Source organism: Ramlibacter algicola (assembly GCF_016641735.1).
Classification (GTDB): domain Bacteria; phylum Pseudomonadota; class Gammaproteobacteria; order Burkholderiales; family Burkholderiaceae_C; genus Ramlibacter; species Ramlibacter algicola.
In genome coordinates this window covers 2,291,066-2,306,212 of the sequence record NZ_JAEDAO010000001.1, presented here as the reverse complement: position 1 = coordinate 2,306,212, position 15,147 = coordinate 2,291,066, and the positions used below count along the sequence as shown (strand labels likewise).

The window sequence follows — 15,147 nt, the reverse complement described above, 5'->3', positions numbered from 1 at the left end:
CGGACGCAACCCAGAGACGCCGCCATCAACCGCCAGGAGCCGTCCATGATCCGCTACTTCAGCACTCTCGCGCTGGCCGCCGCCGCCGCCTTCGTCACCTGCGAGTCGAAGGCCGAGAAGGTCGTCATCTACCAGGAAGGCCAGCAGGTCAATCCGCAGGACGTGGCCGCCGTGCTCGGCAGGTCGCGCTCGATCCAGCTGCTCGACGATGCGCCTGCAGCCGCCCCGGCGCCCGCCGCGCCGACGGCCATCAAGACCGTCGCGCACGTGTCGCGTCCCGCTTCGCCCAAGCCTGCGGCCACCGCTCCCGCGGCCGGCCGCGACGACGCGAAGGCGCAGCCCGCGGCGCTCTCGCTGCCGGTCCTGTTCGCCTTCGACTCGTCCGACATCCTGCCCGCGGCTCGCCCCCAGCTCGATGCGCTCGCGCGCGGCATCCAGCTGCTGGCGCCGGACCGCACCGTGACCGTCGAGGGCCACACCGACGCCGCCGGCGAGGACGCCTACAACGCCGGCCTGTCGCGGGCCCGCGCGAGCGCCGTGCGTGACTACCTGGTCCAGCACCACGGCATCGCTGCCGCCCGCCTGAAGACGGTCGGCTACGGCGAGTCCCGTCCCGTCGAAGGCGCCGATCCGTACGCAGCCGTGAACCGCCGCGTGCAGTTCCGCGGCTCGTGACCGGGCGCGGGGCCGGGCGCGCACGCGCCTGGCTCTGCCGCAAAGGGGCCGCCGCGCCCCTTGTTCCTGCGCGGTGGCATGCCGACAATGAAACGGCCCATCGCAACCTCCCCTCCCCATGAGCCGCCGCCGACTGCTCGCCTGCCTGGCCCTGGGCCCGGTGGCGTGGGGCGTCGGTCGCGCGCGTGCCCAGGCCAGGGCGGAGCCGGGTGCGCAGCGCCGCGTCGCGCTCGTCGTCGGCAACGCGCGCTACCCGGAGTTCCCGCTGAACAACCCCGAGCACGACGCGCGCCTGATCGCGCAGACGCTGCGCACGCTGGACTTCGAGGTCGGCGAGCACCTGAACCTGAAGGCGCGCGAGTTCAAGCGCGTGCTGCGTGCGTTCGCGCAGCGCATGGACGACGACCAGGTCGCCTCGGTCTTCTACTACGCCGGCCACGGCGTTCAGATCCGCGGCCGCAATTACCTGCTGCCCGTGGACATCGCGCTGCGCGATGAGGCGGAGGTGCGCGACGAGGCCATCGACCTGCAGGAGGCGCTGCTCGCGCGCGTCGACCGGGTCCGGCCGCGAGCGCGCATCTTCATCATCGACGCCTGCCGCAACGATCCGTTCGCGGCCCGCGGCGGCGTGCCGCGCAAGGCCGACGGCCTGGCGGAGATGGCGGCCCCGGGCGCGCTGATCGCGTTCTCCGCCTCCCCGGGGCACGTGGCCGAGGACGGCCCGATCGGCGGCAACAGCGTCTACACGCGCCACCTCGCCAACGAATTGCGCAGCGCGGGCATCGAAGCCGAGGAGATGCTCAAGGCGGTGCGCATCAAAGTGCTGCGCGACACGGCGCAGCGCCAGATCCCCTGGGTGAACACCTCGATGGTCGTGAACTTCATGTTCAATCCCGGGCCTGCAGGGGGAACTGCGGGGGCCAGGCGCAACCTGCAGCTGCTGGTGCAGGCGCAGCGCAGCCTGAACACGGACGCGCGCAACGCACCCGCTTCGCTGGCACTGCGCATCTACGTCCTGCGCGATCCGAGCGGCTTCGAGAAGGCCAGCTTCGACAGCCTCTACGACGACGACGCCGCGACGCTCGGCTCCAGCATGCTCGCGCGCGAGAGCCTGCACCTGCGCCCCGGCGAAGCGCGCGAGATGGCGCTCGAGGTCAGCGGCGACGCGCGCGCGCTCGCGGTGTTCGGGGCGTTCCGCGAAATCGAGCATGCGCGGTGGCGCGCCGTCCTGCCGCTGCCGGGCGGCGCGCTGGCGCAGCGCGCGCGCGTGGAGGCGCAGGCGCGCCAGCTGCAGGTGGGGTGGGCCAAGTGACGGGGCCGGTCGCCGCGCCGGATGCGTCGCCGGACGGCCCGGACCGCGTCGACGAAGCGGGCCCCGGGCGCGCGCTGCGGACGCTCGCACTGCCGCTGGTCGCGGCGATCGCCCGCCTGCGCGAGGCGACTCCGGCCGACCCCGCGGCACTGCGCCGCTCGCTGGCCGCCGCCGTCGCGCGCTTCGAGGCCGACGCCCGCGTGGCCGGCGTCGACGAGCCGACCATCGCGGCGGCGAGCTACGTGCTGTGCGCCTGGGGCGACGAGCAGTTCGCTGCCGCCCCGTGGGGCGCGCAAGGCGCGGGACTGCTGCAGCGGTTCCACGGCGAAGCCGGCGGCGACAAGCTGCTGCGCCTGCTCGGCAAGCTGGCCGAGCGGCCGCGCGAGCACCGCGCCCTGCTCGAGCTGGCCCACGCCTGCCTCAGCCTCGGGCTGCGCGCCGGCACCGGCGTGGACCCGCGCGCCCACGACGCGCTGCGTTCGCGCGTCTACCTCGCGCTGCAGCCGGTGGCGCCCGTCCCACCACTGGCGGCGCCGTGGCAGTGCGCGCCGGCGGCCGCCAGCCCGCCGCGCGCGCCAGGCACCGCATTGCCAGCCCTCCTGCTGCTCGGCGTGCTCGCCCTCGGCGTCTACACCGCTAGCCAGGTGCTGCTGGCGACCCGCGTCGACGACGTGTCGGCCTCGTTGCAGCGCCTCGTTCCGGCAGCTCCCGCCCACGCCGCGGCCACGGGTGCGCCATCGGCACCAGCCGCAGCACGGCTGGCTCCGCAGCTGCGCGACGACGTCGCGGCGGGCCGGCTGTCCGTGCGCGACGAGGCGCTGCGCAGCGTGGTGGTCGTGCCTGCCGACGCGTTGCGCGATGCGGCCGAGCCGCTGCATCGGGTCGCGGCGGCGCTGGCACGCGTGCGGGGCAAGGTCCTGGTGGTCGGCTACACCGACGGCGGTGACGCGCCCACCGCGCGCACGCCGTCCGGCTGGCACCAGGCCATGGACTGGGCGCGCCAGGCGGCAGACACGCTGCGGCCGCAACTCGGCGACGCGCGGCTGGCGGTCGAGGCCCGCGTCGATCCAACGGGCGCGCCGCCGCCGCGGCGCATCGAGATCATCCTGTTCCCGGAATGACGGCCCCGCCCCGCCTCCTCGTGCAACGCGCGGTGAACATCGGCGCGGCGGCGGCCTTGCTGTGGTTCGCGACACCGCTGCTCGCCTGGCGTGCCTGGCATCCGTTCGACGATACGCGCGCGCGCGTGGCCTTGCTGCTGGCCGCCATCGTCCTGGTGTTCGCGGTGCGCGCGCTGCGGGCGCTGGTGGCCCGCCGCCGCAATGCGCGCCTGCTCGACAGCCTGGAGGCGGGCGATGGCGGCGCCGACCTGGGCGAGCGGTTCCGCCAGGCGATCGCGATGCTGCGGCAGGGCGTCCAGGTGCAGGGCCCGCGCGGCTGGTGGCAGGCGCGCCGGCAAGTGCAGCAACTGCCCTGGTACCTGATCCTCGGCGCGCCCGGCGCAGGCAAGACGACGGCGCTGCTGCACTCGGGCCTGCGCTTCCCGCTCGCCGGGCGGCTCGGTCGAGACCCGCTGGCGGGCATCGGCGGCACGCGCCATTGCGACTGGTGGTTCAGCGAGGACGCCGTGTTCATCGACACTGCCGGGCGCTACACGACCCAGGACAGCGACGCCACCGCCGATGCCGGGGAGTGGCGACGCTTCATGGCCCTTCTGCGCCGGCACCGCCCGGTGCAGCCCGTCAACGGCGTGATCGTGACGGTCAGCGTGCCCGACCTGCTGCAGGGCGGCCCGGAGCTCGCGCGCCAGGCCGACGCGGTGGCCGCGCGGCTGGAGGAGTTGCGCCGCGAGCTGGACCTGGCGTTCCCGATCTACCTGCTGGTGACCAAGGCCGACCTGCTCGCCGGCTTCGTGGAAACCTTCGGCGACCTGGACGCCGCGCAGCGCGAACAGCTGTGGGGCGTGGTGTTCGACGCCGACGCCGCCGGCGTGCCCGCGGACCTCGCGCCACGGCTGGCCGACCTGTCGCTGCGCCTGGCACGGCGGCGTCCCGAGGCGCTGCAGCAGGAGCGCACGGCGCAGCGCCGGCTGCCGGTCTATGCGTTCGCGGCGCAGTTCGACGCGATGCTGGCACCACTGGAATCGTTCGTGCGACAGGCGTTCGCCGGCATCGCCACCGCGCCGGCACAGCGCCTGCGAGCGATCGCGATGACGAGCGGAACGCAGGAAGGCAACCCGATCGATCGCGTCATCGGCGAGCTCGCGCGCAGCCACGGCCTGGCGCTGCAGCCCCTGCCCCGCCCCGATGCCAGCGGCAAGTCCTTCTTCCTCGCCGACGTGCTGCGCCGGCTGGTCATCGCCGAGGCGCCGCTGGCGGGGCAACGGTTGCAGCGGCTGCGCTGGCGTCGCCGCATGGCCTTGGGCGCCGCGAGTGTCGCGGGCGTTGCGCTCATCGCGGCCTGCGCGATCTCGTGGCAGAGCTACCGGCGCAACATGGACTATGTCGATGCGGTGCAGGCGCGCGTGCAGCAGATGGCCCGGCGCGCCGGCTCGCTGCAGTCGGCGAGCCTGGAGCAGGTGCTGCCGCTCTATGCGCTGCTGCAGCGCCTGGCCGCCAACGACGGCATCGATCCCGACCAGCCCGCGGCCGGCTTCGGCTTCGGGCTGTTCCAGGGGCCGCGGCTGGCGCGCTCCTCGGAGCAGGCCTACCGCGAGATGCTCGATCGCAGCCTGGCGCCGCTGCTGGTGGAGCGGTTGCGGCGCGACCTGCGTGAGGCGCAGGACAGCGCCGCGCGCTACGAGGCCCTGCGCGTCGCGCTGATGCTCACCAGCCCGCAGCGGCTGGTGCGCGCCGACCTGCGCCGGTGGGCCGCGCAGGCCCTGGCCCGGTCCGGCGGCGCGGGCGAGCAGGCCGAATGGGCGCGCCACGTCGACGCGCTGCTCGAGCGCAACGGGCTGCCCGAGGCGATGCAGCCCGACGACGAAGGCGTGCGCGCCGCGCGGACCGCGCTGGCCGCGCTGCCGCTGGCGCAGCGCGTGCACGAGCGCCTGCTGCAGCGGGTGGTGGACACGGAGCCGCCGCAGGACCTGCCCGCACGGCTCGGGCCTGCCGGTCCGCTGCTGTTCGCGCCGTCGGGCGCGGGGCCGATGCCCGCGCACGCGACGGCGATCGACTGGCGTCGCAACCTGCTGCCGGCGCTCGGGCCGACGCTCGACGAGCTCGCGAACGAGGCCGACTGGGCGCTGGCCGACGCCGGCGCCGAGACGAAGCGGCTGCGGACCGACCGCGCCTGGCGCGACGACATCGCCGCCCAGGTCGGCAAGCGGCATGCGCAGCGCGTGATCGCGGCCTGGTCACGCCAGCTCGAAGGCCTCGGGCTGGCCTCGAATGGCGACGCGGACGGGACCGCGCGCGAGGCCGTCGACCCCACGGCGCCCGACTCTCCGCTACGCCGGCTGTTCACGCGCCTCGCCGACGAATTCAGCGCGAGCGCGCCGGCGGGCGACGCGGCGGGCGGCGAATTCGATCGCGCGCTGCGACTGCGTTTCGGCGCACTGGGCGACTACGCGGCAGGGCCCGGACCGCGCGCGATGGACCGCCTGCATGCGCTGGCGAGCAGGCAGCGCGGCAGCGGGGACGCCGAGCTCGATGCAGCGCTGCGCAGCGAGGCGGCCGCGGCGCCGCCCGCGTTGCGCCGCGTGCATGCCGACCTCGGCACGTGGCTGCGCGCGCGCGGCGGGCCCAAGGCGGGCTTCGATGCGGCGCTGGCGGATCTCGCGCAGGCCTGCATGGCGCTGACGCGCGAGCGCTTCCCGTTCGCACCGCCGCCGGCGCGCGACATGCCGCCGCCGGATTTCGCGCGCCTGTTCGGTCCCGGCGGCCTGTTCGACGAGTTCCGGCGTCACCACCTGGCCACGCGCGCGGACACCTCGGCCCGTCCATGGAAGGCGCGCGGCGCCGACGCCGCACTGCCCGCCGCGTTCGAGCAAGCGGCGGCGATCGGCGCGCTGTTCTTCCCGGGCGGCGCGCCGCTGCCGGCGTTGAAGCTGCGCCTGACGCCGCTGCGCATGGACGACGAGCTGCTGCAGTTCAGCATCGACGTCGACGGCCAGTTGCTGCGCTACGAGAACGGCCCGGTGCGCGCGCGGGACCTGGCGTGGCCGGGGCCGGCGTCGACGCAGAAGGTGCTGATGCGCATCCTGCCGCCCGGGCCCGCCGGCGTCGGCGCCGAACTCCATGAAGGCCCGTTCGCCTGGGTGCGGCTGCTGCTACGCGGCGACTGGGAGGGGCAGCGTGGCGCGCCGCCCCGGCTGGCCTTCACCGTCGACACGCGCACGTTGCGCGTCGAAGCCACGGCGGCCGGCGCGCCCGATGCCGACATCTGGACCCTGCGGGACCTGGCGCGCTTCCGGTGCCCGCAGCCGCGATGGTGAAGGCAGCGCGCCGCGTGGGCTGGTACGGGAAGCTGCCCACGCGCGGCGACTTCCTGGGCCGCGGCTTGCCGCCACGCTGGCGCGGCGAGTGGGACGGCTGGCTGCAGCGCGGCCTGGCGCTCGCGGCGTCGCTGCCGGACGGCGGCGACTGGCGCGAACGCCTGGCCGGCTTCGCGCCGTGGCGCTACCTCGCGCTGCCTTCGCCCGACGAGGCCTGGTGCGGCATCGTCCTGGCGTCGCGTGATCGCGTCGGGCGCGCCTTTCCGCTGACGCTGGCCGAACGCTTGCCGGTGCCGGCGTCGCCGGCCCACGGCGCTGCACGCCTGGCATCGCTGCGCAACGCGGTGGAGCAAGGGCCGGAGGCGCTCGAGGCCGCAATCGCCGCCCTGCCGCCCTTCCCTGCGACGGACTTCGCACCGGACGCCTGGCCCGCACCGCCGTGCAGCCTCTGGTGGCCGCTGTCGGCGCCGCCGGATGCGGCACCGGTTGCGTCGGCGTGGCCACCGGAGGCGGCGCTGCTGCTGCAGCTGCTTGCCCTGCAGGAATCCCCGCCCTAGGCGGCCGCGCACCAGACCGCCAGCGCGGAGTAGTTGTCCTGGTCGCTGCGCGCGGCCCGTTGCACGCCGGCCTGCAGGCGGCCGAGCCACGTGTCGGCATCGGTGCAGCCGACGAGGCTGCGGGCCAACGTCGTCTCGTCCAGGGCGGACCACAAGCCATCGCTGCACAGCAGCAGCGCATCGCCCGGTGCAAGCACCTGCGGCGCCTCAACGACGTCCAGCTCGAAGCCCTCGCGCGATCCGAGCGCCGACGTCAGCTGCCACCGGGCCGCGCCGGCGGGATCGAGGCCGGCGTCGAGCAGGCGCCGCTCGAGGCTCTGGTCGCGCGTGTGCCCGAGCAGCCGCGCCTCGCGCCAGCGGTACAGGCGCGAGTCGCCGGCATGGGCCCAGAGCGCGACCCCCAGGCGCAGGTCCAGCAGCAGCACCACGATGGTGGTCCGCATGTCGGTGGTCGGCGTGCCGGCCACCTGCCGGGCCACGACGGTGTCGTTGGCGCCGTCGACCAGGCGCCGCAACGCACGCGCGCTGACCTCCGGGCGCGGCACGAAGGCTTCGAGCACATGCGTCACGGCGGCGCGCGCTGCGGTCTGGCCGCCGCCGTGCCCGCCCGCCCCGTCGCACAGGACCGCCACCAGCGTGCCGGCGCCCTGCCAGTAGCCGAACGCATCCTCGTTGCACGGGCGCTGCCCGGTCTCGGACAGCGCGGCCAGCGAGACGGTCAGCGGAGACCCTGCCACGGGGCCTCCGGGGGTGCGACCGGGGTCTCACCCCCGGCCGATGATTGGGCCTGGTACGCGCGCAGGAATTCGCGCCCGAAGATGGCCTCGAAGTCGTCGTCCAGGTGCTCCAGCAACTCGGCGTGCTGCAGGCAGTGGCGCCGCCAGAGCGCGGCTTCGCGCAGCAGCCGCACGCGGTCGGCTCCGCGCGCGGGCCCCTCGGCGCTCTCGGCGGCGTCCGGGCCCAGCCGCGAGAACAGCTCGAACACCGCCGCGCGCATGCCGGCCACCATCGCCACCTGGTGGACCAGCAGGTCGCGGTGCGCGTCCTGGAGCGCCGCCACCGGCTCGAGGAAGCCCGGGGTGGCGTCGCGCTGCAACATGCGGGTGAGCGCCTCGGTGGCGTCGGGCGAGAACTTCAGCGGGTTGTTCTGGCGCGGCTCGATGTGCGTCCCCTCGGCCCGCATGTGGCGCTTGGTGACGGCCCGGCTTTGCAGCAGCGCGAGCGTTCCCTCCGCTGTCGCGCGCAACAGCGCGCCGATGTGCTCCATCCATTCCGGCGTGAGAGCCGCGGCGTCGGGGCGCAGCCCGGCGCCGCGGGCGAAGGCGGTGGCGAGGTCCTGCACGTCGACGGGCAGTTCGGTGGGGCGGCGGGCGGGTTTGCGAGGTGTCGGCGCTGCAGCGCGCGCGACGCGCGGAGTAGGTGATGCGGCAGGCGGTGCGGCTTCGGCAGCGACAGGTGCCACGTCCATCGTCGCAGCGGGCGCGGCGGCGACGGTGCTGCCGACGGCGTGCCCGGCGGACTGCCACGACACGACGGCGCTGGTGGGCGCCTCCGGTGCCGCGACGACGGCGGTGTCCAGCGCTTCGCCGCCGAGCAGGTCGGGGGCATCGTCCAGGTCGAACCAACGGTCCAGGCGCGAGCGCCCCGCCGCTGCCGCTGGCGTCGCCACGGGCTCCACCAGGAGTTCGAAGCGGCCGATGCGCAGCTGGTCGCCCACCTGCAAGGCCCGTTCGTTGCCCGGCTCGAGCTCGGCGTCGTTCACCCACAGCGGCGTGTTGCCGCTCAGGCAGCGGACGCGCGCGCCGACGCCGTCCGGGTCCACTTTCGCGTGCTGGCGCGACACCAGCCGCAGCGGGTCGGCCAGCACCAGGCCGCACTCGTCGGAACGCCCGATGGTGAGGCCCTCGGGCGGCAGCGCGAGCGCGGCCGCATCGGGGTCGCTGGCGCCGGGGCGGCGGGTGACGCGCAGTGCGATCACGGGCACCTCGCACTAGCCGAGGACGCGCCAGAGGTCGTCCTGCACGCGGCGGGCGTCGACCGTGGGCGCGAGTTGTTCCACCACGCGGGCGACGAACTGCTCGCGCGTCTGCGCCTGGGCGGCGCACCGCCTGGCGACCACGCGGGCGATCGGTCCCAGCGATGGCAGCAGCGTCGCGGCGGCCTTGTCGACGTCGCCATCGCGCATCGGGCGCCCGCTGGGCACGTCGAGCCCCGGTGCCGTCGGCTGGAAGCGGCTGCCTGCGGCCGGGACCGTCCCGGTGCGCGCGGGGCCGGCCTTGGCCAGGAACCGCTCGCGGGCGGCGGATTCGGGAATGGCGCTGGCGACGGCATGACGCACCGCGGCGACCGAAGTTGCCCCACGCGCGGCGCGGCGCACCAGCACGCGGGCCACCGGACCGACGTGCTGCGCCAGTTCGCGTTCGACCTCGGCGAGGACCTCGCTGTCCCATCCCGTCGGCACCGGGATCGACTGGCCGGTGCCCGGCTGCGAGCGCGGCACGGGCGGCTGCGTGGACGCGGGCTGCGACAGCGAACCTGCGCTGCCAACCGCGTCACGGGACGGCGCCGGAGAAGGAGGCGCCTGCAGCCCCTCGACCTTCGGCGCGAGCACGACGTCCGCGGGCAGCACGTCCGGCACGTCGGCGCCCGCGAGCTCGAGCAGTGCCGACCGCATGGCCCACGCCGTGGGAAAGCGCTGCGCCGGGTCCTTGGCCAGTGCGCGGTCGAGCACGGCATCGAACGGCAGCAGGCTGGCGTCGTCGACCGCTTCGCCCAGCGGCTTGTGCGGCTCGTAGACGATCTTGTACATGATGGCTTCGTCGGTGCCCGCGAAGGGCGTCGTGCCGCTCAGCATCTGGTACAGCAGCACGCCCGAGGAGAAGACGTCCGCGCGCCGGTCGACGCTGCGGTCGGTGTACTGCTCGGGGGCGATGTACCCCGGCGAGCCGACCACGAAGTTGCCGCGGGTGAGCGTCGACGATTCGGTGCGCGCGATGCCGAAGTCGGTGATCTTCAGGCGCCCGTCCGTGGCCACGAGCAGGTTCGCGGGCTTGATGTCGCGGTGCACGACACCGTGCTCGTGCGCGTAGTGCAGGCCGTCCAGCAGCTGCAGCATCAGGCACAGCACGTGCGGCAACTGGAGCTTCCGGGGCGCCTGGATGTAGTCGCGCAGGTTCCGGCCGGCGACGTACTCCATGACGATGTAGGCGCAGTCGTCGTCCTCGCCGAACTGGTAGACGGGCACGATGTTGCGGTGCGTGAGCCGCCCCGCGGCCTGCGCCTCGATCCGGAAACGGGCCGTCACGCCCGCTTCGTCGTCGCCGCCCTCCAGCAGGCGGCGGTGGATGGTCTTGACCACGACGGGCCGGTCGATGGCCGGGTCGTGCGCCAGGTAGACGATGCCCATCGCGCCCGAGCCGACCACGCCCCGGACCAGGTACGAGCCGATGCGCGATGGGATGGGTGCGGGCATGCGCGTCATGCAGCCTCGGGCTCCAGCATCTTCATGGCCTGGTCGAGGCTGTTGCGCATGCGCGTGAGCGAACGCGAGAGCGTGCCGATCTCGTCGCGGCTGGAGGCGGGGAACGGCGGCGCATCGAGCTCGCCCAGGCTGACGCGGTTGGCCAGCGTGGACAGCTTGGTCACCGGGCGGACCACCAGCAGGTACAGCATCACGTTCAGCGCCGCGGCGACGGCCACGAAGATCCCGACCAGCGACGCCATGAACACCTTGAAGGCCTCGTCGGCGCGCGCCAGCGGCACCGACATCGGCACCGAGACGACCTGCGCGCCGATCACCTCGTTCATCTGCCAGCCGAAGCCGCCGGCCGACCCGTACTTGTCGATCAGCGTGCGCGGCGCCGCTTCCACGGTGCTGTGGCACGTGAGGCAGGCGCCATTGGTGATGCGCAGGGGGCGCGCGATGTACAGCGCGCGGCCGGTGCCGGACTCGCGCTCGCCGACGAACTCCTTCTGGTCGGCCTGGGTGCGGAACCGGTTGACGATGTCGGCCTCCCAGTCCACCGCGCGGTCGCGCGGGTTGGTCGGGTTCAGGGTCGCTTCCTTGTAGGTGTAGTCGGGAAAGGTCTTCGACAGCGTGGCCAGCACCTCGGTGGCCGAGTAGGCGGGCACCGTCTGCGGCAGGAACGTGTACTTCATCTGCGTCTCCAGCAACGGCCGGATCTGGTCGTTGGTGTAGCTGCGGATCGCCGACGCCTTCTCCATCGTCAGGCGGGCGTGGTCCAGCACTTCCTGCTTGGCGTTCCTCTGCAGCAGGTCATGCGACACCTTGGCGGCGCCCAGCAGGCCCGCGACGAAGACGACCAGGAAGATCAGGTTGAACTTGAGCAAGAGGCGCACGACGGTTCTCCCAGCTTGGCTGTCCGAGTCACTGCGTTGCGGCAGGCGGCCGCATGGTTCATGGTTGCTTGCCCGCCGCGTTGGCGGCGGCTGCGCTGGCGGCCGCGGCGGCCCGGGCGGCCTGCCGCGCCGCCTCGCGCGCCCGACGGCGCTCGGCCTCTTCCGCCAGCCGGCGCGCATAGCCTTCCGGGTCCGCGTACGGTTCCCATTCCGGGTGCTGCGCGAGGTCGGCCTTGGCGCCGGCGCGGAAGGCCAGGTCGGCGGCCCGCGCGCGCCACAGCGGCAGCAGTTGCAGGCGCATCGCCGGTTCGGTGCGCAACCACGGCGCGACGTCGTTGTAGGCGATCTCGCCGAGCGGCTTGGCCACGACGTTCCGCCGCGCCAGCTGCTCGCCGCGAGCGGGCAGGCGATCGCGGAACTGGCGCGGCACGCGGGCCAGGAACTCGGGCGTGGCACGCCGCGCCACCGCCGGCGTGGCGCCCTCGCGGCGCTGCACGAAGTCGCCGCCGGCCAGTTGCAGCACCGCCGGCGGACCGTCGCGCGCTGTCAGCTTCCCGCCGCCGCTCTCGAGGAACACCTCGTACTGCGCGCCTGCGAGGCGCACGACGCTGGTGCCCGCCTGCGTCGCGATCTCGAAGGCGGGACTGGCGTAGCCGAACCCGCCAGTGCTGCTGGCCTTCACCCAACCCTGGAGCAGGTAGAGCGGGGTCGCGCCCTTTCCCTTCGCGAGCCGCGGCCGCAGCATCAGCCGCGTCGATTCGCCGAGGCCCACAAGGACGCCGCCGGGCAGTTCCAGCTGCGCGAACGCGCCGGGCGCCGTCTCGACGATGTCCTGCTCGTGCAGTGCCATGCCCTCGGCGAGCGCGTAGCGCGTGGTCTGGCGAATCAGCGTGGCGCTGCCTTCGAGGATGCCGACCACGGTGGCTGGTTGCGCGCATGCCAGCGACGACGCGAGCAGGCCCGCGACCCACAGCAGGACGGACCCCAGCGAACTCGTGGCGTGCGGCACGACGGACCTCCGCTCGCGGCGGGCGAACCGGCCTGGACATCAACGCCAGGCATCGGCGTACCCCATGCGTTCACCTATTTGTCTGCCGGGGCGCAAGCCTGTCAAGGTCAGCAGATGCAGGCATCAACGCGGTCGTGCGCGCGCAAGCGTTCGCGCAACGCGAGCGCACGGTGTCGAGCGCGGGCCGGCTGAGCCAGCATTTCCTTGAACGGTTCGCGCGTGGGCTGCAACCCAGGGTCCGACCAGCCGCATGTCGCAGGCTCGTCGACCACCCGAGGAGCTGCCATGACCACGCCCCTGACCGAACGCCTCGCCGCCGCCTGCGCCTCCGCCATCCTGACGCTGGCGATCCTGCAATCCGTCGCGCTGATCGGGCATCCGCGCGAAGAAGCGAGCAGCAAGGTCGCGCACGCACGTGCCGCCGCCTCCGCGCCTGCCGCCACGACCGCGCGTTGAATGCTTTCTCACAGGCACCGGACCCCGCGGCGAACTCGCGGCCGGCCACCGGCGCAGATGCTTTGCTTGAGAAGTCGCGGTGGAGAAGCCAAGCTCGACCGTGCCGACCTGGGAGCAGCGCGACTCCCGCGTGTCAACGTCGTCCTACCTGCGCTGGCCGTGCCCCGGACATGACCGGCCTGCCAGCCCGCCCAGAATCGTCCCATGAGACCCGAGTCGCGTGAACTGCTCGAGCTGGCATTGCCCCGACTGCGGGACTACGCGGTCGTGCTGTTGGACCCCGCCGGCGTGATCGTGGACTGGCTCTGCGGAGCCGAGGACATCTTCGGCTACGCGCCCGGCATGGCCGTCGGGAAGCACATCTCGATGCTGTTCGTGCCCGAGGACGTTGCCAAGGGGCTGGACGTCCATGAACTCGCCGTCGCCCGCGCCAACAGCTACGCACATGACGACCGGTGGCACCTGCGGCAGGATGGCACAAGAATCTGGGTGTCGGGCACCGTGACGGCACTCTGGGAAGGGACGGCCCTTCGCGGCTACATCAAGATCATGAGGGACCGGACCGATCAACGGATGAACGCGGAGAACCGCGCCAACCAGCTGGATTCCGTCGAGCAGGCGATGGCGAGGACGCACCGCTTCCTGGACACACTGGGCCACGAACTGCGGAACCCGCTCGCCCCGATCAAGAATGCCGCGTACATCGTCAGCAAGACGAGCAGCGACGCGAGGGCAGACAAGGCGGCGCAGACCATCAACAACCAGGTCGCCGTGCTGGAGCGGCTGATCGGCGACTTGATGGACGTTTCGCGGTTGCAGCACCGCAAACTGGAACTTCGGCTGACGCAATTCGATGTCCGGGTTCTCATCGACAACGAAGTCGGCGGCCAGATGGCAGCGGCCCGATCCAAGGGCGTTCGACTCGAGGCAGTGCTGCCCGACCAGCCGCTTCCCGTGCTGGCCGACGCCGACCGTTTGCGGCAGGCCGTGGCCAACCTGCTGACGAACGCCGTCAAGTACACCCCACCCGACGGGCGGGTCTGGGTCAAGGCGACCCACGAGGCGGATGACCTCGTGATCCGCGTGCAGGACACCGGCATCGGCATCGCAACAGACGTACTGCCCCGCATCTTCGACCTGTTCACGCAGGAGCCGCGTGCCGCCGACCTTGTCCCTGGCGGACTGGGCGTCGGCTTGGCCATCGTGAACCAGATCGCTGAACTCCATGGCGGCGTGGTCCAGGTGCGCAGCGGCGGACATGGAAGAGGGTCCGAGTTCGCGTTGCGGCTCCCTCGCACGGGTCCGGCGACGGGAACGGGAACGGGAACGGGAAACGAAAGCAGTTCCGTTTGAGCAGCGACCGCAGCACAGGGATCAGCATCCACCCACTCGACCTCGTCGACCAAGGACGTGGACCGGGTCCGATTTCCATACCGCCAACGAAAACGGCACCCGAAGGTGCCGCAAGTCGTTGTTTTTGATTGGTGGGTGATGCAGGGTTTGAACCTGCGACCCCTGCCGTGTGAAGGCAGTGCTCTACCGCTGAGCTAATCACCCCTTCCGCTGCACCGCCAAGCGCGGTGCGGGAAAGCACGAGATTATGCCACAGGGGCCGAGCCGCTTTCGCGCGTCTGGATGCGCCAGAGCGTCCTGCCCTTGCTCTCCTTGTCCAACTGCGCGAGCACTTCCTCGTGCGCCGCGGACTCCTGGTCGCTGGCGAGCAGCACGGGCAGCGTGAACTGGCGCAGGTCGACGCGGGTGTGGATGGCGCCGACGGCGTCCTGCGGCGCGGCGTCGATCAGCAGCGCCTCCTGGCCGCGCGTCATGTTGATGTAGACGTCGGCCAGCAGTTCCGCGTCGAGCAGCGCGCCGTGCAGCGTGCGGCCGGAGTTGTCGACGCCCAGGCGGTCGCACAGCGCGTCGAGGCTGTTGCGCTTGCCCGGGTACAGCTCCTTGGCCATGGCCAGCGTGTCGGTCACGCTGCCGACGACCGTGGAGAGCTTGGGGCGCCCGAGCAGTTCGAGTTCCTTGTCCAGGAAGCCGACGTCGAACGCCGCGTTGTGGATGATCACCTCGGCGCCGCGCAGGTACTCCAGCAGTTCGTCGACGACCGCCGCGAACTTGGGCTTGTCGCGCAGGAACTCGTTGCTGATGCCGTGGACCTTCAGCGCGTCCTCGTGGCTGTCCCGCTCCGGATTGAGGTACCAGTGCTTGTTGTGGCCCGTGAGCTTGCGCGCGAGCAGTTCGACGCAGCCGATCTCGATGATGCGGTCCCCGGCTTCGGCCGACAGGCCCGTGGTTTCGGTGTCGAGGACGATCTGGCGCATGCGCGGGATTATGCTCG

13 protein-coding genes and 1 tRNA gene are annotated in these 15,147 nt (G+C 73.0%); 7 read left to right on the top strand and 7 right to left on the bottom strand.

Features of this window, described 5'->3' with window-relative positions; translation table 11 throughout:
• Nucleotides 1–45: 45 nt before the first annotated feature.
• The 5 genes from I8E28_RS11250 (at nucleotide 46) to tagF (ending at nucleotide 6,979) form a co-directional block, all read left to right on the top strand.
• Entirely contained in the window at nucleotides 46–675 is a 630-nt protein-coding gene (locus I8E28_RS11250; RefSeq protein WP_200788151.1) for an OmpA family protein, read from the top strand.
• Nucleotides 676–793: 118 nt separating this feature from the next.
• Entirely contained in the window at nucleotides 794–1,987 is a 1,194-nt protein-coding gene (tssJ, locus tag I8E28_RS11245) for a type VI secretion system lipoprotein TssJ (RefSeq protein ID WP_200788150.1), read from the top strand.
• Nucleotides 1,975–3,108 (top strand): DotU/TssL family secretion system protein, encoded by a 1,134-nt coding sequence (locus tag I8E28_RS11240; protein WP_200788149.1) that lies wholly within the window; start codon nucleotides 1,975–1,977, stop codon nucleotides 3,106–3,108. The genes tssJ and I8E28_RS11240 overlap by 13 nt, the downstream gene beginning before the upstream one ends.
• Nucleotides 3,105–6,422 carry a type VI secretion system membrane subunit TssM gene (gene tssM, locus I8E28_RS11235; protein ID WP_200788148.1) on the top strand — a complete coding sequence of 1,106 codons (3,318 nt, stop codon included), beginning with the start codon at nucleotides 3,105–3,107 and terminating at the stop codon, nucleotides 6,420–6,422. The genes I8E28_RS11240 and tssM overlap by 4 nt, the downstream gene beginning before the upstream one ends.
• A complete protein-coding gene (gene tagF / locus I8E28_RS11230) occupies nucleotides 6,401–6,979 on the top strand; it encodes a type VI secretion system-associated protein TagF (protein WP_200788147.1) in 579 nt (192 codons plus the stop codon). Before tssM ends, tagF begins: the two co-directional genes overlap by 22 nt.
• On the opposite strand, the gene I8E28_RS11225 is transcribed toward tagF, so the two are convergent.
• The 5 genes from I8E28_RS11225 to I8E28_RS20695 are packed head-to-tail and all read right to left on the bottom strand — an operon-like array spanning nucleotide 6,976 to nucleotide 12,347.
• Nucleotides 6,976–7,716 carry a protein phosphatase 2C domain-containing protein gene (locus tag I8E28_RS11225; RefSeq protein ID WP_200788146.1) on the bottom strand — a complete coding sequence of 247 codons (741 nt, stop codon included), beginning with the start codon at nucleotides 7,714–7,716 and terminating at the stop codon, nucleotides 6,976–6,978. The genes tagF and I8E28_RS11225 overlap by 4 nt on opposite strands.
• A complete protein-coding gene (tagH, locus tag I8E28_RS11220) occupies nucleotides 7,698–8,957 on the bottom strand; it encodes a type VI secretion system-associated FHA domain protein TagH (protein WP_200788145.1) in 1,260 nt (419 codons plus the stop codon). Before tagH ends, I8E28_RS11225 begins: the two co-directional genes overlap by 19 nt.
• Nucleotides 8,958–8,969: 12 nt before the next feature.
• Complete coding sequence (locus I8E28_RS11215) at nucleotides 8,970–10,451, bottom strand: serine/threonine-protein kinase (RefSeq protein ID WP_200788144.1); 1,482 nt, start codon at nucleotides 10,449–10,451, stop codon at nucleotides 8,970–8,972.
• Nucleotides 10,452–10,456: 5 nt separating this feature from the next.
• On the bottom strand, nucleotides 10,457–11,338 hold the full coding sequence (locus I8E28_RS11210; RefSeq protein ID WP_200788143.1) for a c-type heme family protein: 882 nt from the start codon (nucleotides 11,336–11,338) through the stop codon (nucleotides 10,457–10,459).
• Nucleotides 11,339–11,396: 58 nt separating this feature from the next.
• On the bottom strand, nucleotides 11,397–12,347 hold the full coding sequence (locus I8E28_RS20695; protein WP_200788142.1) for a FecR domain-containing protein: 951 nt from the start codon (nucleotides 12,345–12,347) through the stop codon (nucleotides 11,397–11,399).
• 285 nt (nucleotides 12,348–12,632) lie between these two features.
• Here I8E28_RS20695 and I8E28_RS11200 point away from each other — a divergent pair, with 285 nt between their 5' ends.
• The gene (locus I8E28_RS11200) at nucleotides 12,633–12,803 is read left to right on the top strand and encodes a hypothetical protein (protein WP_200788141.1); all 171 of its coding nucleotides are present in this window, start codon (nucleotides 12,633–12,635) and stop codon (nucleotides 12,801–12,803) included.
• 204 nt (nucleotides 12,804–13,007) lie between these two features.
• Complete coding sequence (locus I8E28_RS11195; RefSeq protein ID WP_200788140.1) at nucleotides 13,008–14,156, top strand: PAS domain-containing sensor histidine kinase; 1,149 nt, start codon at nucleotides 13,008–13,010, stop codon at nucleotides 14,154–14,156.
• Between the two features lie 129 nt (nucleotides 14,157–14,285).
• Here I8E28_RS11195 and I8E28_RS11190 read toward each other — a convergent pair.
• Together I8E28_RS11190 and dnaQ are read right to left on the bottom strand one after the other, a co-directional pair.
• Nucleotides 14,286–14,360: transfer RNA gene (locus I8E28_RS11190), tRNA-Val, on the bottom strand.
• 41 nt (nucleotides 14,361–14,401) lie between these two features.
• Nucleotides 14,402–15,130 carry a DNA polymerase III subunit epsilon gene (dnaQ, locus tag I8E28_RS11185; protein WP_200788139.1) on the bottom strand — a complete coding sequence of 243 codons (729 nt, stop codon included), beginning with the start codon at nucleotides 15,128–15,130 and terminating at the stop codon, nucleotides 14,402–14,404.
• Nucleotides 15,131–15,147 lie beyond the last annotated feature (17 nt).